This window comes from Flagellimonas sp. (assembly GCF_965215805.1).
Classification (GTDB): domain Bacteria; phylum Bacteroidota; class Bacteroidia; order Flavobacteriales; family Flavobacteriaceae; genus Flagellimonas.
Genome location: NZ_OZ244124.1, coordinates 1355245 through 1372525, shown reverse-complemented (window position 1 = coordinate 1372525; position 17281 = coordinate 1355245). Strand labels below are relative to the sequence as shown.

Genomic DNA, 17281 nt, shown 5'->3' with positions numbered 1-17281 from the left:
GATTATGTATCCTGAAGAATTGGTAAAACCTATGAGAGCCGACCTAGCCACTGCTGGGTTCGAGGAACTATATACAAGTGCAGCCGTGGAAAATGCATTGAAACAAGAAGGAACCACCTTGGTTGTGGTGAATTCTGTTTGCGGATGTGCCGCGGCCAACGCAAGACCTGGAGCAAAGTTGAGCCTACAAAACAACAAAAAGCCAGACCATTTGGTCACGGTTTTTGCCGGGGTAGATACCGATGCGGTTGACACTGCAAGAAACCATATGGTTCCCTTCCCTCCATCTTCACCAAGTATGGCCTTGTTCAAAAACGGCGAGTTGGTACATATGATCGAAAGACATCATATTGAAGGAAGACCAGCGGAATTGATCGCGGAAAATTTAATGGAAGCGTATAACGATCATTGTTAGGCTACTTACCGACGAAATGTATTTATAAAACGCTCCCAGAAGTATTTTACTTTTGGGAGCGTTTTAAGTTTACCATTATTTAATAAATAAAGATGCCGCTCTATAGTTTTTGGTGCCTAAAGGCCCATCTAATTCGATTGTTTCGATTTCCTCGTTGTCAAGATTAACTTTCCAGACAACAGCAGCGTCTTTACTTTCTACCTTTCTTTTGCCAGAAATATATGCAAAACCATCATGAATTTTAATTTCAGTGGCCTCTGAGGTAACGGTTGCCAATGGGATAGATTTTGTATTAATCCATAGAGTTGCCCTGAACCCTTCTTCTCCAACAATATAGAGATTATCAGCTGTGGCTACTAAAGATCTAGCACTCGAAGAATTGACATTGTCGTATAAACTCAAATGCAAATTCCCATTCTCCCATACATTTGCTTTAAAATAACCATCAAAAAACTCCACTCCTGCGGTATAGACCAATCCATCTAATACAGTAATTGAGTTTGCACTTAAACTATAGCTTTCATCAGATTTAGGTAAGGTATATAGCTCGTTTTCATTTAACCAAACTGTTGAGGCACTATTTCCCACATCTCCGACAGTATATACATCTTGTTCATATAATATCAGGTCACTAGCTGAACTAGGTCCATTATGCAAAACCGTTGCATCGCCGTTGTGCCAATAAGCAGCCTCATAGGATTGCCCGCTATGTTTGGAGCCTGCAACATATAGTTCCTCATTATCCGTGACATGAATGTCCACTGCTAACACGTCGAAAGGTTCGCCCTCCTCCAGCACCATCACTTCTTCCCCATTTCTCCATACCTTGGATACACGAGAAAGGTTGGGTTCAATAATATGGCCGGTTACATATATATAATTGGAGTTGCTAACGAATATGGATTGACCATAGGCATCATTACCATCGTTGTTAATTGAATAAAGTACCTCCCCATTTTTCCATACTTTGATATAATCGTAAAACCCATTGTTTTCGCTACCGACAACAAATTCACTTGGCGAGATGTTCACCATAACTTCTGCTGTGAACTCAACTTCATTTGAAACCACAGTAACCTCAAGGGTCGCTTCTCCTGATTGTAATGCTTTAAGCACTCCTTCTTCGTCCACTTCCAAAGTGCTTTCGCTATCGGACTCATAGGAAATCGTAGGATTTTCAAATTCGTCCAAATTTGTAATCTCAGGAAATTGTCCTATATCCAAGGTTCGCATTTCCAAACTGGTTACGGCAAGTTCAATCGCATCAGGGCCAGAAGTTTCTTCTGTTACAACAAAATCATTGGTACTTTTTTTCTCAACATCTCCTATGGTCACGGAAATTTTTCCGTCGGATGCTCCGTTGGGTACGGTGATGTATAATTCTGTACCAGAGCTGTTCGCCCCTGTTATGGCTGCTGTAGTTCCTCCTATGGCAGCGGAGGCATCTTGGGTTGTAAGGTTAGTTCCTGTTATAGTTACCTCGGTTCCAACTGGGCCATTTGGCGGAGTAAAACCAGTAACGGTATGCGTTTGGGTCTCTTCAGGAGGAAGATCATCTTTGTCGTCACTTTTACAGGCAACTACCAGAATACCAGCCAAGACAAATAACGAAATGAAATAGGCAATTTTTTTCATATTACATGTTATTATGGTTAAAAGGGCAAGGAAATCGAAACTGGTAAAAAAGAATGGTGTTAATTGATGGATACCCTTTTTGAGTTGACGGATACGTGGTTTCAGTTATTAAAATCCCTCCAGACCCATCTCAGGGGAAAATTCGAACATGGTTTTTTCGATTCTATACGTCATCTTGGTTCTTTATTTTTGTGCCATAGATAACCAACTTTTATTTTCTCAGCGCCTCAGAGCTACAATAGAGTGTAAGCATGCAAAAGTTACTTTCTTATCCGATTACCATCATATACTTTATCTGTTTTGGATTGACCCTGGTGATTTTTCATCCCATACAATGGGTATGTTTAAATATATTCGGGTATAAAGCACATAAAGGAAGTGTGAGCATCCTTAATTGGTTCTTGATGCGATGTACCAATCTTTTGGGCACACGATATCATTTTGAAAATGCGCATAGCATACCTACAGATAAACCCCTGATCATCGTCACCAACCACCAGAGTATGTACGATATCCCTCCCATTATTTGGTATATGCGAAAGCACCATCCCAAGTTTGTGAGCAAAATAGAATTGGGCAAGGGTATCCCGAGTGTCTCCTTTAATTTAAGACATGGAGGTTCCGCGTTAATAAATAGAAAGGATCCCAAACAATCCATTGAAGCTTTACAGCAACTAGGTCAATACATAGAAAAGCACAACCGCAGCGCTGTTATCTTTCCTGAAGGAACTCGAAGCAGAACCGGTGTTCCCAAACCATTCCGCACCACGGGATTAAAAGTACTGATGAAACAAGCTCCGTCCGCCTTGGTTGTCCCGATAAGCATCAACAACTCCTGGAAGATGCTTCGTTTTGGACAGTTTCCGATGGGATTGGGAGCATTTATCAAATTCAAGGTGCATCCTCCAATGGCAATTCAAGCTGATGCTGAAGCGCAGATTGCCCAAGTTGAAGAACAGATTAAAAATGACATAACCGAAGTCAAATCATGAATGAACTTTTGATAGAAGCAACCAAGAATTTTGTAAAGGAGCAACTTAAGTATGCAGAAGGGGGCCATGACTGGTTTCACACGGAACGGGTTTTTAAAACGGCCAAGAAAATTTCGGAAAAGGAACAAGTAGATCCGTTGGTGGTTCAGCTGGCAGCGCTACTTCATGATATTGCTGATCCCAAATTCCATGATGGGGATGAGGAAATCGGCCCAAAGACCGCCCAAGAATTTTTAGCTTCTCAAGATTTGGATTCTGTCCGAACGGATCATGTCGCAAACATTATAAGGCATATGTCGTTCAAAAATAGTTTGGACAAAGGCCAACCCGTGTTTAATTCGTTGGAATTGCAGGTGGTTCAGGATGCGGATAGATTGGATGCCATTGGAGCGATCGGGATTGCCCGAACATTCAACTACGGTGGATTCAAAAACAGACCCATGTACGATCCGGAGATTGAACCCAATCTGAACATGAGCAAGGAGGAGTACAAAAAGTCCAATGCCCCCACCATTAATCACTTTTACGAAAAATTGCTACTGCTCAAGGACAAAATAAACACGGATACCGGTCGGGAATTGGCAGCGGAACGGCATCAATTCATGTTAGATTATTTGGAACAATTTTACAAAGAGTGGAATACATAACAAGCTGTATGTCTCTACAGTTGTTTTTTGTATCTTGATTGCTTAACTAAACAATCCAAAATGCAAAGAAGAAAGTTCCTTAAAAATACTGCAGCGGCCTCTGCAGCATTTTCCATTGTTCCCAGTCATGTTTTGGGCAAGACCCATGTAGCACCCAGCGACACTCTTTACGTAGGTGCCTTTGGTGTGGGCGGACGAGGTCACGGTGTAATTAATGGCCTGGCCAGTACTGGAAAGGTGAAATTTGTCTCCTTTTGTGATGTTGATGACAGACGTGCCGAAAGAACTTTTAAGGAGTTCCCCGATGTTAAACGTTATAAGGATTTTCGAAAGGTTTACGATAAGCATTTGAAAGATATTGATGCGGTAATGGTGGCCACACCCGATCATACCCACGCAACCATTGCTCTCCCATTTATGCGTGAAAAAAAACACGCCTATGTGGAAAAACCTCTGACACATAACATTCATGAAGCCCGTTTGATGACTCAAGTAGCGGCTGAAAATGGTATTGTGACCCAAATGGGAAACCAAGGAGCTTCCAGTGATGACAGTCGGATAGCCCGCGAATGGGTAGAATCTGGAATTATTGGGAAAGTACACACCATAGATTGTTGGACAAACCGACCTGTTTGGCCGCAAGGTGTTCCCGTTCCTGTTGAAAAGCAAGCTGTTCCCAAAGGACTCGATTGGGATCTCTGGTTAGGCCCAGCGGCAATGCGTGATTATAATGAAGCCTACCTGCCATTCAAATGGCGAGGTTGGTGGGATTTTGGTACCGGTGCCTTAGGAGATATGGGATGCCATATTATGGAAACCCCGTTCAGTGTTCTGGATTTGGGTTATCCTACAGAAGCCGAAGCCAGTTGCACCTCTGTTTGGGTAGGAGACTTTGTGGAGGCCGATTATAGCCCTTCTTGCCCTCCTTCTTCCAAAATCCATTTGAAATTTAATCATGAGCACCATGGTGATATTGCCCTAAATTGGTACGATGGGGGTCTAATGCCCGACTTACCGGACGAACTAAAAGATGGCGAAAGAGTAGGCAACGGAGATGGCGGAACTGTAATGTATGGTGATAAAGGCATCTTGGTTTGCGATACCTACTCCAGAAACGCGCGCTTATTGCCTTCTGATATGATGGGCTTGTTCAACGCTCCAAAACCGAAATACCCTAGAGTTCCAGATAGTATGGGCGGCCATATTGCCAATTTTGTTGACGGTTGTATCAAAGGTGATGCCACCTCTTCCAATTTTGCCAAAGCTGGACCACTAACGGAGACAGTGCTTATGGGTAATCTTGCGGTAAAAGCATATCAGTACAAGGTACTTCAGGATGGTAAAAAACCTGGAGATTGGGCTCCTTATGACTATCCGGGAAGACGTAAATTGCTTTGGGATGGTGAGAACATGAAAATCACCAATTACGATAAAGCCAATGAATGGGTTACCCGCGAGTATCGAAAAGGCTGGGAACTATCGTAATTCCAATAAAGAAATGAAAAATACGGGCTGCAAGGTGATTTCTTAACGGAGTCAGTTGCAGCCCAATAACCAACCTAAAATGGGCCAACCATCTAAAAGAATCCTTTCCATTGATGCATTGAGAGGATTTGATATGTTGCTCATTATTTTCGCCGACCACTTTTTCTATAATCTACATCAGGGTAGCCAGACCTCATTTACCGAAGGCCTGGCCAAACAGTTCAGTCACCCCGAATGGTTTGGTTCCACTTTTTATGACATTATCATGCCTCTTTTCCTCTTTGTTGTAGGTGCCGTCATTCCCTTTTCCATGTCCAAAAGAATGCAGGACAAAAGTGGTAAAGGTCATGTCTATATAAAGCTGGCTAAGCGGTTTGTGATTCTTTTTGTTCTCGGATGGATCGTACAAGGCAATTTGTTGGCTTTTGACCTCTCCCAATTCCATGTTTTTAGTAATACCTTGCAAGCCATTGCGGTTGGATACTTGTTTTCCTGCCTTGCCTATATCCACCTAAATCAAAAATGGCGTTATGTGGTTTTTGCCGCTTGCCTAATTGTCTATGCCTTACTTTTAACTGTACCCAATGTTCCTGGGGTGGGACAAAGCGTGTTGCTACAAGACCAAAATTTTGCGCTTTATTTTGACCGATTGATCCTAGGAAGATTTGATGATGGCCTGCAATACACATGGCTACTCAGTGGACTTGGGTTTACCGCCACCACCTTATCAGGGGTCTTTGCAGGTGAATTGATAAAATCCAAGCTGCCTAGAAACAAAGTTGCGCTGTATCTGTTTGTGGCTGGCATAGCTGGATTGGTTTTAGGCCTCATTTGGGGTATCTGGCATCCCATAGTCAAAAAAATCTGGTCAAGCTCCTTTGTGCTGGCATCCTCGGGCGTGTGTTTTCTTCTCTTGGCTTTGTTCTATTGGATTATTGATGTAAAAGGCAAGACCAAATGGACGTATCCGCTAAAAGTCATCGGGATGAACGCCATTACGGCCTATGTTTTGTCTCATGTGATCAATTTTCCCGAAGTTTCAAAATTTCTTTTGTTCGGATTGGAACCATACGCTGGATCCTATTATCCAATGCTGACTTCCATAGGAGGGTTTGGCATCCTCTATTTGTTGCTTTGGTATATGTACAAGAACAACACCTTTATCAAAGTTTAGGGCAATTTCTTTTGTAGATGTCTTTTCACCAAATCATTGTCTGAGAGTTCGATGGCTTTGGTCAAAGCACTTTGATAATCTTTATCGTTCAATTCCTGAAGCAATTCGGCTTTTATCGCATAAAACAGACCTATGGTTTCAAAATTTGAATTTTTGGCCAATCTATTCAGTTCTTCTAGCGCCTTTGCAGCACCATGAATCTTTGCAAAGGGAACAATCCTGTTCAAAGCGACCATGGGTGAATACTGCTGTTTGAGTTGTACGTCATACAGATAAAGGATGCTCTTCCAATCGGTCTGTCCAAAACTTTTTGCTGCACAATGATAATAGGATCGAGCGGCCTCTAAATGATAATGTGATGGCGTTTTGTCCAACGTCCCAGCTCCCTCCAAATGTCGAATTCCAATTTCAATCAACTCCCTGTTATATTTGCTGCGGTCTTGAAATTCCAAGGTGACCAATTCTCCGTTTTCGTCCAATCTTGCTTCAAATCGTGAAGCATGGAAACACATTAGGGCAATCAATGCTTCCAAATTGGGATGTTTGCAATATTTGTTTTCCCTGAGCAAAAGGGCCAAACGTAAGGCCTCATAACAAATATCCCGTTTGATGACCTGTGAGCCTGTCGAAGCTGCATAGCCCTCGGTAAAGAGCAGATAAATAACCCGAAGAACAACAAACAATCTGGACTGAAGCCCCATTTGCACGGGAATTTTTAGCATTTGTACCTCATTCCTGAATTTCTTTTTCCCACGAGTGAAGGATTTGGCAACGGCTTCTTCCTTTTTAAGCAGAGCTTCTGCCAATTCCTTGTTGCTAAAACCCCCTATAAGTTTGAGACTTAAAATAATCTGATGCTCCTGGGAAAGGGAGGGGTCGCAACAGGCAAAAATGAGCTGGAGTTGGCTGTCCGAGATTACATCTTCCAGCAGTACCCCATCGGAGGGGTTCTCCGAAACTTCCTTAAGCACATGCTCCTCAAAAGTTGAAGATTTCTTGTCCTTTCGGAGCACATCAATCAACGAATTGTTCGCTACTCGATACAGCCAGGCGGTTGGATTGTTGGGCATTTCCTTATAGGCCCAAATCTTCATTGCCTTTAAAAAAGTGTCTTGCACGGCATCCTCTATTTTCTCAATATGGGACGTGCCATACTTCCTAATCAAAACGGCCACCACCTTTCCATACTCGTTACGAAACAGGTGTTCAATGGTATTGTCAAGTTGGTTATTCTCCATGTTCATAAAAAAAGCCTGAACCACGTCAGGCTTTCTTCTTCATATGCTAAAATTAATGGACTTCATCGTTAATAATCTGCCGAACTTCCAGGGTGCCTTCTTCAAATCCAAAATGGGGATTACCCTTGGAAAGCGCCACGGCCTCTGCCAAATCCTGCGCGGATATGATGGTATATCCTCCAACCACCTCGGCACCTTCAGCAAAAGGACCATTGGTGACCAGTTCCCCTCTGTTATAGACTACGCGACCTTCTTGTGAAAGTGGCAAACCTTCAATCAGCTTGCCTGCTTGCTTCAGATTCTCCAACCACTTGGTCCAATCCTGGTTCAAGGCCTCCCTTTCTTCATCAGATAGTTGGTTGTAGTCCTGGTACCCTCCTCGGAACAGCCAAAGAAAATTACTCATCGCCACAATTAATGTCCGTCCATGGATAAGATTTCCCGAACCTCTACATAGCTTCCGTCATAATCAAAAATTGGGCATCCTTTAGACATTTCAACGGCTTCATCAATATCCTTGGCCACAACAATCAAATAGCCTCCTACCACTTCAGCGCCTTCAGCAAAGGGTCCGTTGGTGACCATTTCACCGCGTTGATGCACCACTCTTCCATCCTCTGCCAAGGGGAGTCCGTCCAAAAGTTGGCCTTTTTCTTTTAAACCTCCCATCCACTCTCCCCACACCTGCATATGGGCTTGTTTTTCTTCTTGCGATAGCTCTTGGTACGCATCATGACCTCCTCGAAATAAATACAAAAAATTACTCATTGGTTTAAATTTTATGCCCCCTAAGGGACCAGTTTATACTTTGTTTCGATGTTATGACGAAGAGCAAAGTGTGGATTGGACAATCCTTATAAATTTATTCAAAATTATCTCATAACAGGCGTGGGCTATGGCATATTTGTTGATGATCTATAGCCTATGAAACACATTTTGGCATTTCTTCTTTTTACTACATTCTGCGTAAGTTACTCCCAGATGCAACCCCCAGAAGCCTATATTTCGTTTGCTGCTTTTTATGAAGACGAGTTTGAGCCATCGGCCTATCTTAACTTTTCAGTGGGTTCTGAGCTTTTTGCCCTAAAACATGTGGCCCCCGAGGTTGATGTAACCTATTATTTTGGTGGTCGCTCCGATGAAGATTGGGCTATTGATCCTTCAGGTGATATTGGATTTCGCTCTTTTTTAAACCGTTTTTTTGATGCTTGGGTCTGGGGTGTTGGCCCCAAGTTTTTTATTCAAGATGATTATAGTCGGGTGGTGTTCATTCCCAAATATCATTTTGGAAATCAAAGAGCTATTGGAGATTACACTGACACCGACCAAATTGATGTCAGACAGGAAACCAAAAGCAAATTTAACTTTTGGACCTTCTCTCTTGGTTATGAATTCTTGGGAACGGACAAAATTGGAAAGCTGGGCCTTTATCTAACCTATACCGCTTTCAATGCCGGGAAGTCTTTAAACCAACTCGATTTTTCTGAACAAGACTACCACAAACAAAACTTCAATACCAAAGCCATAGGAATCACGGTTCGCCTGTCCACGGGTTTTGGAAAGCGCAAAACATCCTAGAACAATTTCATCTGGCCTGTTTTGTACTGCTCATGTAAATCGTGATTGAGCTTGGGAAACACTCTACCCTTAAAATATTTTTGGCGGGCAAGCCTGGCCATTTCATGAATCTGCGTGGCAATCTTGCCCTCTCCCCTGGTTCTGATTCCAAATCTACTATCATTTAAGGTTCCCGAATGACAATCTTGGATCAGGTGCAATACTTTTTCCGCCCTATCGGGCATTGCTTTTTTTATCCAATCCGCAAAAATCTGACCTATGGCACCGTTTAATCGCACTACAGTAAAACCAAACGACAAGGCCCCTTCGTCTGCAACTGCTTTGGCCAGTTTTAGCATTTCATGACTATTGATTCCAGGAATCATGGGTGCCAACATCGCATTTACAGGAATTCCATTTTCACTCAGTACCCGAATGGTTTTCAGTCTTTTTTGAATGGATGCGGTACGGGGTTCCAACTTCCTTCTTGTTTTTTCTGATAAGGAGGTAACGGAAATATTTACCCCAACCAACTGGTGAGAACCTAATTCGGTCAGAATGTCCAAATCCCGAAGGATAAACGCATTTTTGGTGATAATGCCCACAGGATGCCTGTATTTTAGAAAGACCTCCAGGCACTTTCGGGTAATGCTAAATTTTTGCTCTGCCGGCTGATAGCAATCTGTATTACCGGATAATACAATGGTATTTGGTTTCCAGTTTTTATGTTTGATTTTGGCCTCCAACAACTTCGGTGCTGCCTTCTTCACCAAAATTTTACGTTCAAAATCCTGTCCAGCACTATAGCCCCAGTACTCATGGGTATTTCTGGCATAGCAATAGACACATCCATGTTCGCACCCTTGGTACGGGTTCATGGAATAGAGCATGCCCACATCAGGACTGTCCACTTTATTGACTATGGATTTGGGAAAAATAGGAATGTATTGGGTTTTGTTGACTTCTGCTTCTTCCCCTTCCAGTCGGCAGAATTCGAGAAAATCTTCCCTTATTTCATACACATCTTTTAGGAATCTGTTGTGTGGATTTTTTTGGGCGCCTCTTCCTTTTTGTAGGTCATTCAAGTTCATTTCATGGATTTATTCCAAATATATGGATATAATCCAATTTATGTTGTTAAGATCATTGCTTTTGCAGACCCAAAAATTTGAAGTTCTGGTATTCAAGATTTAGTAGATTCCCGTCTTGGAAAGAAAGTTCAAATTCGGAAAACCCCGTGTCCGTACTTCTACTTCCTTCAAAGGCTTCATAAAAAGCTTGCCCAAATACGGTATCGGCCACCTCGGTGGTTATCATTTCTTCAATAAAAAGGGTAGTATCGGTAGCCGAAAATTCCCCGCCAAAGGTGTTGGCTGAAGTTGTCCCTTCAAAGGTTCCATTTTGAAAAAAAATAATGGAAATAATCTCACCCGTGAGTGGCCCTAAAGTTGGGCCCGAAGGACTTGAGTTGTGGATGGCGGTAACCTGCCACTCCCCAATAATTTTTTGATTGTCAACATCAACATCGTCACCCGTGCACGCTATCAAAGCAATACAAAGGAATGTGAAAATACACCTTCTCAACCCTACGTCCATGATTTTGGTTTTTACTTTTAAGAGTCAAGTAAGGGGAAAGCGTTGCTTACGATCTTATAAAAAGGAGACTTTTACCAGCTGTTTTTTGCTGCCTCGCTTGGCATAGAAGAGCATTTTACTTTCATCCACATCCTTTAACGGTTTGGAGACCATTAAAGGAAGTCGTGCTTCCTGGTTGTCTATGATCTTTTCATAGTCCATGACCCCATTTTCATCCAAGGAAATCATAAACACATTTCGGTTTCGGCTGAGTCCCTGTTTAAAGATTAGGCGTTCGTTATTGATCAATTGCGGGTTATCTGCTGCGGTGCAAATGAAAAAATAGGTCTTTCCATTTTTGCAATAGGAACTATAAGAAGCATAGGCGCCATCACCTTGGGTAACCTCAGCTTTATTAATATTTCTGGCCCAAACCAAATTCCCTTCGGTATCGAGTTTGGCACTCACAATGTCGTTATGGTGAAACCGTTCCAACTTAACCCGTTGACCGGCACCTGTAACTTCCATACCTGTGGTCACGAAGTACTCCTCGGCATTAAAGAAGATCTCATTGCTTTCAGTGACTTCAACACCCTTGAACACCAGATTTTTCACCACCTTGTCTTCGTCCCTACCAAATTTATCTTCCATAAACTGAAGGGAAAATGGGTTGTATTTTTTAGCGTTGATCGCCAAGCTTATCGGATTGATATCAAAATAGGCAATACCATTGTAGCGATTGTCCTTTCTATCCGCATAAAATCCCGTACAGACCAGTCTGTTCCGTAAAATTATGGGGTATAGGGCCTCTGGATACTTTCCTTCATCCACAAAAGATTGGGTTTGGCTTCCATTGGCCGAAACTTTAATCAATTCATATTGAAACTTGCGTTCGTCTACCCTAAAACGCTTCTTTTTGAAATAGGCCTTCCCTACAATGTAGGCTGTGGACAAATCGGTGGAGATAGCCAGATTTTCAAAGGCATAGTTTTTCTCCTCAATTTCATGGGAAAAGTCATGTTCAAACCTTTTACTTAGGCCTGTATCATATAAGTGGATGATGTGCTTGTTGTTTTTTCCTCTTTTGTGGTGCGTACTGATCACAAAGCCCGTTTTCTCCTGATTGAACAGGATGGAAGTGGAAAATCCCTTGGAGAAGTTTCTGTTATAGTAATTCTTGTCTACTGGATTCCGTACTTCTTCCGAAGCAATGGACAGTAGTTTTTGAGGTCTGAAATTATAACTGACAATTGGGCTTCTATGCACCCAATATTCATATTGCCCCCTATCGTAGTTGTAATTGAGAAACAGCAGATTCAGCTGTCCGTTTTTAAGGAAACCGTCCACAAAGTCGAGTCCCTTCAACTTATAGTTGTATTCTGACACCAGCTCCAAATTGCTGTTGTACTGTTCAATTAAATAACCTTTTGGCTTTAAGATCAACCCTTGAAAATAGGCTCTAACCAAAATATAACCACCTGAGCCATCATCGGAAATGGTCAGTAAGTTGGAGTAACGGTATCTATCATTGAATTTTTCACCAAAATCGTAGGTTACGGGCATCTTGTCCTGGGCACATACCAGTGCTCCAACAAAAAGCAAGCAAAACAACAGGATTCTTTGTTTCATCATAGTCTGGTTTGGTTACCATGGCTATGAACCGGGGAAATCGGCTTTTCGTTTTTCCAAAAAGGCTGAAGTACCTTCCCTGAAATCGTTGGTGCCAAAGCAGGTGCCAAAGGCATCTATCTCCGTTGCATAACCATTCACATCATACTTAAAACCAGCATTTACCGCTTTTATTGCATATTTTATGGCCACAGGGGAGTTATTCGATATCCTGCTCGCTATTTTAAGACTTAGGGGCAACAATTCCTCTTGGGGCACCACATGATTGACCAAACCATACTGCAATGCTTGATCGGCGGTAATCATCCCCGCCGTCATGATTATTTCCATGGCTCTTCCCTTTCCAACCAACTGCGGTAAGCGTTGGGTTCCTCCATATCCAGGAATAACACCCAATGATACTTCAGGGAGGCCCATTTTGGCGTTATCACTAGCGATTCTAAAATGGCTGGACATGGCCAACTCCAGTCCCCCACCCAAGGCAAAACCATTCACTGCGGCTATTACAGGGGTGGACAGGTTTTCTACAAAATCAAACAGGATCTCTTGTCCTTCGGCTGCCAGTTTTCTTCCTTCCTTAACCGAAAAATCAGCAAATTCAGAAATATCGGCTCCTGCTACAAATGCCTTTTCCCCGCTTCCAGTGACAATAATCACGCGAATTTCATCATCCTCGTCCAGTTCCTTAAAGGCCGTATGCAATTCAGAAATGGTTCTTTTATTGAGCGCATTCAGCTTCTTGGGCCTATTAATGGTGATGGTGGCAATGTTGTTTTCCTCTTCGATGTAAATGTTCTCGTAGTTCAAGGGCTTGGTGTTTGGTGTTTGGTGTTTGGTGTTTGGTGTTTGGTGTTTGGTGTTTGGTGTTTGGTGTTTGGTGTTTGGTAAAATTACGCATCCACCATCAATCATCCAATAGCGTTGGATAAGGGTAGGTTATTCCTTGGGAAATTTTACGGTGAATACTGTTCCTTTTCCTTCCTGGGATGTAAAATCAATGGTTCCTTGATAATTCTCCACAATGTTCTTCACCATTCCCAAGCCAAGGCCCATGCCGCTGGACTTCGTGGTAAACTTTGGCTCAAATATTTTGTCCTTGAAATCATCGGTGATTCCCACGCCATTATCCGCAACGGATATCTTTACTTCTGCCCCTTCAGAGGCCACGGTCACCAGAATTCTGGGAGATTCCACCTCAGGAACCGCTTGGATTGCATTCTTCACCAGATTGGTGACCACCCGTATCAACTGGGTTCGGTCCAATTTGGCTATGATCTCTTTTTCATCAGAAATAAAATGGATATAATCCTCTTGAAATATTTCCAAGGCCAACTTAACAATTTTGACAACATTCAAAGTCTCATTTTGCTGGGCAGGCATGTTGGCAAAATTTGAAAAGGCCGAGGCAATATTGCTCAACGTATCTATCTGTTGGATCACGGTTTTGGAAAACTCTTGGATCTTTTGTTCGGCTTTGGCATCATTGGGGTCAAACTTGCGTTGAAAACTTTGAATGGTAAGTCGCAAGGGAGTTAATGGATTTTTGATTTCATGGGCCACCTGCTTGGCCATTTCTCGCCATGCCTGCTCGCGTTCGCTACGGGCCAATTTGGCCGCGCTTTCCTCCAATTCATCAATCATACCATTATAGGAATCCACCAATTTACCAATCTCTTCCGTAGGTCTTTCTATGTAGATTTTTTCGTTGCGCTGGGTCAAATCCGTTTGGGCCATTTTATCCGAAATGGTCTGCAGGGAGCGCGTAATGTATTTGGAAATGAAATAGGCCAAAATAATGGCAGAAAGTAGCATGAGCAAATAAACCCCTCCCAATCTGAACATGAATTCCCGCAGCTCCATATTGCTAAAGGAATTGTCCTCAAAATAAGGCAAGTTAACTATACCGATTGGTTTAAACTGTGAATCATTGATAAAGGTATAGGAGGCTTGATAGTTGTCGCCCGCGGCCTTTTTCTTCTCCACATAACGCTTTTCTGCCTGGACTTTTAGCTTGTTCAATACTTCGGCATCCAAGCAATTGGAAATGGAATCGGCTTCAAAAGCGGGTCGGGAACTTTTGATCAATCCACCTTCCAGGTCATAAATATTAAAGGTGACATTCTGGACATCTGCAATCTTATAAATTTCATCCTTAAAGATGTTGCTTAAATTTTCCGTGGTAACGGGATAAGTGGTTTCCTTGAGAACATAGGAGATACTTTGTAGAATTTGTTCTTCCTTTCGCTCCAGCCTGTTTTCATGGTAATCCTTGCTCTGTTCCCTATACTGATAAATAGTGACTCCGGCAATTAACACGGAAGCGATAACCACCAGCATGATCATGGTGAAAAAGATACGGGAACGAAGCGATAGTTTTTTAAACAATCCTTTTGCAGTTTGGAATAAAGTTAGCAATAATCGAACCAAAAAATTCCAAGTACCAAAATCCAAAAGTTGGGATTTGGAGTTTAATAATTGGATTTTGTTTACGCATTCGGATTTTTATCCCGGATTCTTTTGTACAATCGAATCCCGAGCATAAGTAAAATGGCAAGTACTATAATTCCAAGGGTGCCATAGATCCAATCCAAGGAATTCTTTAAGATTACAAGGAACACCACGGCGAACAAAACCAATGTTGCAATTTCGTTCCAAATTCGCATAAATTGAGAAGTGTATTTCACCTCATCCCGTTGCAACTGCTTAAAAATTTGATGGCATTTTAAGTGGTAGAAAATTAGTAGTCCCACGAATCCCAACTTGATATGCATCCAGGATTGATTTAGCCATTCAGGCATCAATACCAATAGCCAAATGGCAAAAAGCGTACACAAAATAGCAGATGGCCAGGTAATGATATACCACAAGCGTTTGGTCATCAATTTGAGTTGGTCGGATAAAATTTCCCTTTCGGGCGAAGGTTTTTGCCAGGCCTCAATATGATAAATGAACAAACGAGGAATATAGAACAAGCCGGCAAACCAAGTAACCACAAAAATCAGATGCAGCGATTTTATATAGGGATATAACATTGGGTTATGGATTAGGTTCAAAATTCCAAGGCTAAATTTAAGGTTTAACCACCCTTAAATCATTCAACTATGCCCATTTTTTTTAGTAAAAAACTCGCATTCATGTTTTGGCAAACACCTTTTTTTAATTGGTAATCGAAGATGAGTTCGCCATCCACTATTTGGGCATCAAAAAAATAATTGGATACGTTTTCATGCGTTTGTGCAACCTCACACAGGCTAAGGTCATGGGTGGCCACAATTCCAGTACCTTTCATGCCGACCAGTTTATCAATGAATTTTTGAGATCCAATGGCCTTGTCCTTGCTATTGGTTCCCTTTAGAATCTCGTCCAGAACAATAAAGTACCTATCGGAATCCATCTCTTCAATAATAAATTTCAGTCTTTTTAATTCGCTGAAAAAATAGCTTTCATCATCCTTCAGACTATCGGTGGTTCGCATACTGGTAATCAACTTAATTGGTCTATAGCTTGAAGATTCCGCACAAAGCGGAAGTCCAACATTTGCCATGACCAAGTGGAGGGCAATTGTTCTTAGAAAGGTGCTTTTTCCCGCCATGTTGGCGCCGGTAACGATATAAAAATCTTCAAGGTTGATGGTAATATCATTGGGCACTGCTTTTTCTGGAGCCAATAGGGGATGCACAATTGCTTTGCATTCCAAGGTTTTTCCTTCATCCATTAAAGTGGGATAAACATGGTCTGGATGATTGAAGGCATAATTGCCCAAACTGTTGTACGCATCAAAAAAGGCAATGACGTCAAACCATTTTGGAACTACATGCTTGTTTTGATCTATCCAAGCTTCGATGTAGCCGCAGATCATCAAATCCCGAAGAAAAAACCCATTGAGGATGAAGCCAACCAAAATGTTATTTCGCTGATCCAATCGATCCAAAAGATTGGAGAAGCGTTTCAACACCCCAGCGCTTGAGTTCACTTCATTTTTAATTTCTTTATGCCTTTGAACTAGAAGCTGACTTTCAAATTTTTGATCTTCCAAGAGGGCCAGTAAACGGGCGTATTGGGTGAATGTGTTTTGTATTTCGGATACATGCACTGAAAGTGTGCTTACCTTCTTCACAAACTTCCCGCTTATTGCCATACCCACAACAAACACCACCAATGTCCAAATCCAGGAAATCCATCCCATACTGCATGCGGTAACAATCACTAGGGAAATTGCTGAAAAAACATAAGCCCCTTTTATCATGCTAGTTGGAACAAAAGGGTCGTAATTGGAAAGCCACTCAACAATCTTGTATGCTGGAATTTGTGTTCTGACCAAGGTGGCCGTAGCACCATATTCCTGCCTCCATTCGGGCTTGGCGGCCAGCTCGGCAATGGCAGCTTGTTTTAAATCAATGTCTTCGATGTTGTTGGACAAGAGTAACCGTGCCAGCTCCTTGGAACCACTTTCCAAAGCAGTTCTATTTAGGTATTGGTAAAAGGATCCGCTGCCAAACAAATCGATATCCTTGCTGTACCAATGATTGGAATCTTGAAACTCCTTTCCATCTGGCAAATCGGAAAACTCCCTTTCGAGTACACGAATCTCTTTTTGATTTCTAGTCAACAACTCCCGAGTCAGATTCTGCCGATATTTAATCCGATCATGGCGAACAACCAAATAGGTAAAGGTTGCCGCTCCTAAAAGGAAGAGGGAAATGACTAATTCCATGGTTCCCCAAGCCAAATAAACCCCCAATAAAGTTGCAATCGCCACCAAAAGTCTAATGGCGCTTGAAAAATCCAGCTTTTTCCCAAGGATGGTCAGCTCATTTTCAAACTTTAAAGACTGGCTTGTATAAAATGTATTGGGATCATTACTCATAAATCGTCTATAAAACTTCTGCGGCTCTTGGTAACCAAGAGCCGCAAATTTAGACGAATTCCCTTAT

General features: G+C 42.1%; 17 protein-coding genes. 6 read left to right on the top strand and 11 right to left on the bottom strand.

Annotated elements, in window-relative coordinates; genetic code table 11:
* The first annotated feature begins 4 nt into the window (after window positions 1–4).
* Entirely contained in the window at window positions 5–415 is a 411-nt protein-coding gene (locus ACOOE0_RS06200; RefSeq protein WP_420401601.1) for a BrxA/BrxB family bacilliredoxin, read from the top strand.
* Between the two features lie 75 nt (window positions 416–490).
* On the opposite strand, the gene ACOOE0_RS06195 is transcribed toward ACOOE0_RS06200, so the two are convergent.
* Window positions 491–2050 carry an IPT/TIG domain-containing protein gene (locus ACOOE0_RS06195; protein WP_420401600.1) on the bottom strand — a complete coding sequence of 520 codons (1560 nt, stop codon included), beginning with the start codon at window positions 2048–2050 and terminating at the stop codon, window positions 491–493.
* A gap of 251 nt (window positions 2051–2301) precedes the next feature.
* Here ACOOE0_RS06195 and ACOOE0_RS06190 point away from each other — a divergent pair, with 251 nt between their 5' ends.
* The 4 genes from ACOOE0_RS06190 to ACOOE0_RS06175 all read left to right on the top strand — a co-directional run bounded on the left by ACOOE0_RS06190 (window position 2302) and on the right by ACOOE0_RS06175 (window position 6348).
* Complete coding sequence (locus tag ACOOE0_RS06190) at window positions 2302–3042, top strand: lysophospholipid acyltransferase family protein (protein ID WP_420401599.1); 741 nt, start codon at window positions 2302–2304, stop codon at window positions 3040–3042.
* Window positions 3039–3689 (top strand): HD domain-containing protein, encoded by a 651-nt coding sequence (locus ACOOE0_RS06185; protein WP_420401598.1) that lies wholly within the window; start codon window positions 3039–3041, stop codon window positions 3687–3689. The genes ACOOE0_RS06190 and ACOOE0_RS06185 overlap by 4 nt, the downstream gene beginning before the upstream one ends.
* 60 nt (window positions 3690–3749) lie before the next feature.
* Entirely contained in the window at window positions 3750–5174 is a 1425-nt protein-coding gene (locus ACOOE0_RS06180; protein ID WP_420401597.1) for a Gfo/Idh/MocA family protein, read from the top strand.
* 79 nt (window positions 5175–5253) lie between these two features.
* The gene (locus ACOOE0_RS06175) at window positions 5254–6348 is read left to right on the top strand and encodes an acyltransferase family protein (protein ID WP_420401596.1); all 1095 of its coding nucleotides are present in this window, start codon (window positions 5254–5256) and stop codon (window positions 6346–6348) included.
* Here the strand turns inward: ACOOE0_RS06175 and ACOOE0_RS06170 are convergent.
* Genes ACOOE0_RS06170 through ACOOE0_RS06160 form a run of 3 tightly spaced genes read right to left on the bottom strand, consistent with a single transcriptional unit; the run spans window position 6345 to window position 8354 of the window.
* Complete coding sequence (locus ACOOE0_RS06170) at window positions 6345–7592, bottom strand: RNA polymerase sigma factor (RefSeq protein WP_420401595.1); 1248 nt, start codon at window positions 7590–7592, stop codon at window positions 6345–6347. The two genes, ACOOE0_RS06175 and ACOOE0_RS06170, sit on opposite strands and share 4 nt — an antisense overlap.
* Before the next feature lie 46 nt (window positions 7593–7638).
* Window positions 7639–7992, bottom strand: a complete 354-nt coding sequence (locus ACOOE0_RS06165; RefSeq protein WP_420401594.1) for a YciI family protein — start codon at window positions 7990–7992, stop codon at window positions 7639–7641.
* 8 nt (window positions 7993–8000) lie between these two features.
* The gene (locus ACOOE0_RS06160; RefSeq protein WP_420401593.1) at window positions 8001–8354 is read right to left on the bottom strand and encodes a YciI family protein; all 354 of its coding nucleotides are present in this window, start codon (window positions 8352–8354) and stop codon (window positions 8001–8003) included.
* Between the two features lie 156 nt (window positions 8355–8510).
* On the opposite strand from ACOOE0_RS06160, the gene ACOOE0_RS06155 reads away from it, so the two are divergent.
* Window positions 8511–9164, top strand: a complete 654-nt coding sequence (locus ACOOE0_RS06155; RefSeq protein ID WP_420401592.1) for a hypothetical protein — start codon at window positions 8511–8513, stop codon at window positions 9162–9164.
* Here the strand turns inward: ACOOE0_RS06155 and ACOOE0_RS06150 are convergent.
* The 7 genes from ACOOE0_RS06150 to ACOOE0_RS06120 form a co-directional block, all read right to left on the bottom strand.
* Window positions 9161–10234 (bottom strand): PA0069 family radical SAM protein, encoded by a 1074-nt coding sequence (locus ACOOE0_RS06150; protein WP_420401591.1) that lies wholly within the window; start codon window positions 10232–10234, stop codon window positions 9161–9163. The genes ACOOE0_RS06155 and ACOOE0_RS06150 overlap by 4 nt on opposite strands.
* A gap of 52 nt (window positions 10235–10286) precedes the next feature.
* The gene (locus tag ACOOE0_RS06145) at window positions 10287–10739 is read right to left on the bottom strand and encodes an META domain-containing protein (RefSeq protein WP_420401590.1); all 453 of its coding nucleotides are present in this window, start codon (window positions 10737–10739) and stop codon (window positions 10287–10289) included.
* A 54-nt stretch (window positions 10740–10793) separates the two neighbouring features.
* Window positions 10794–12350: a hypothetical protein gene (locus tag ACOOE0_RS06140; RefSeq protein WP_420401589.1), complete on the bottom strand. Its 1557-nt coding sequence runs from the start codon at window positions 12348–12350 to the stop codon at window positions 10794–10796.
* A gap of 21 nt (window positions 12351–12371) precedes the next feature.
* Window positions 12372–13154 (bottom strand): enoyl-CoA hydratase/isomerase family protein, encoded by a 783-nt coding sequence (locus ACOOE0_RS06135; protein ID WP_420401588.1) that lies wholly within the window; start codon window positions 13152–13154, stop codon window positions 12372–12374.
* A gap of 129 nt (window positions 13155–13283) precedes the next feature.
* Complete coding sequence (locus ACOOE0_RS06130; protein ID WP_420402200.1) at window positions 13284–14690, bottom strand: ATP-binding protein; 1407 nt, start codon at window positions 14688–14690, stop codon at window positions 13284–13286.
* Between the two features lie 143 nt (window positions 14691–14833).
* Window positions 14834–15379, bottom strand: coding sequence for a CopD family protein (locus ACOOE0_RS06125; RefSeq protein ID WP_420401587.1), 546 nt, complete (start codon window positions 15377–15379; stop codon window positions 14834–14836).
* 59 nt (window positions 15380–15438) lie between these two features.
* Complete coding sequence (locus ACOOE0_RS06120) at window positions 15439–17214, bottom strand: MutS-related protein (protein WP_420401586.1); 1776 nt, start codon at window positions 17212–17214, stop codon at window positions 15439–15441.
* Between the last annotated feature and the right edge of the window lie 67 nt (window positions 17215–17281).

What these genes read in the sequence shown, in the direction of transcription:
- ACOOE0_RS06125 (WP_420401587.1), bottom strand. Translation starts at nt 15,379, where the DNA reads ATGTTATATCCCTATATAAAATCGCTGCATCTGATTTTTGTGGTTACT.
- ACOOE0_RS06190 (WP_420401599.1), top strand. Translation starts at nt 2,302, where the DNA reads ATGCAAAAGTTACTTTCTTATCCGATTACCATCATATACTTTATCTGT.
- ACOOE0_RS06200 (WP_420401601.1), top strand. Translation starts at nt 5, where the DNA reads ATGTATCCTGAAGAATTGGTAAAACCTATGAGAGCCGACCTAGCCACT.
- ACOOE0_RS06120 (WP_420401586.1), bottom strand. Translation starts at nt 17,214, where the DNA reads ATGAGTAATGATCCCAATACATTTTATACAAGCCAGTCTTTAAAGTTT.
- ACOOE0_RS06145 (WP_420401590.1), bottom strand. Translation starts at nt 10,739, where the DNA reads ATGGACGTAGGGTTGAGAAGGTGTATTTTCACATTCCTTTGTATTGCT.
- ACOOE0_RS06175 (WP_420401596.1), top strand. Translation starts at nt 5,254, where the DNA reads ATGGGCCAACCATCTAAAAGAATCCTTTCCATTGATGCATTGAGAGGA.
- ACOOE0_RS06180 (WP_420401597.1), top strand. Translation starts at nt 3,750, where the DNA reads ATGCAAAGAAGAAAGTTCCTTAAAAATACTGCAGCGGCCTCTGCAGCA.
- ACOOE0_RS06150 (WP_420401591.1), bottom strand. Translation starts at nt 10,234, where the DNA reads ATGAACTTGAATGACCTACAAAAAGGAAGAGGCGCCCAAAAAAATCCA.
- ACOOE0_RS06195 (WP_420401600.1), bottom strand. Translation starts at nt 2,050, where the DNA reads ATGAAAAAAATTGCCTATTTCATTTCGTTATTTGTCTTGGCTGGTATT.
- ACOOE0_RS06170 (WP_420401595.1), bottom strand. Translation starts at nt 7,592, where the DNA reads ATGAACATGGAGAATAACCAACTTGACAATACCATTGAACACCTGTTT.
- ACOOE0_RS06155 (WP_420401592.1), top strand. Translation starts at nt 8,511, where the DNA reads ATGAAACACATTTTGGCATTTCTTCTTTTTACTACATTCTGCGTAAGT.
- ACOOE0_RS06130 (WP_420402200.1), bottom strand. Translation starts at nt 14,690, where the DNA reads ATGATCATGCTGGTGGTTATCGCTTCCGTGTTAATTGCCGGAGTCACT.
- ACOOE0_RS06140 (WP_420401589.1), bottom strand. Translation starts at nt 12,350, where the DNA reads ATGATGAAACAAAGAATCCTGTTGTTTTGCTTGCTTTTTGTTGGAGCA.
- ACOOE0_RS06160 (WP_420401593.1), bottom strand. Translation starts at nt 8,354, where the DNA reads ATGAGTAATTTTTTGTATTTATTTCGAGGAGGTCATGATGCGTACCAA.
- ACOOE0_RS06165 (WP_420401594.1), bottom strand. Translation starts at nt 7,992, where the DNA reads ATGAGTAATTTTCTTTGGCTGTTCCGAGGAGGGTACCAGGACTACAAC.
- ACOOE0_RS06185 (WP_420401598.1), top strand. Translation starts at nt 3,039, where the DNA reads ATGAATGAACTTTTGATAGAAGCAACCAAGAATTTTGTAAAGGAGCAA.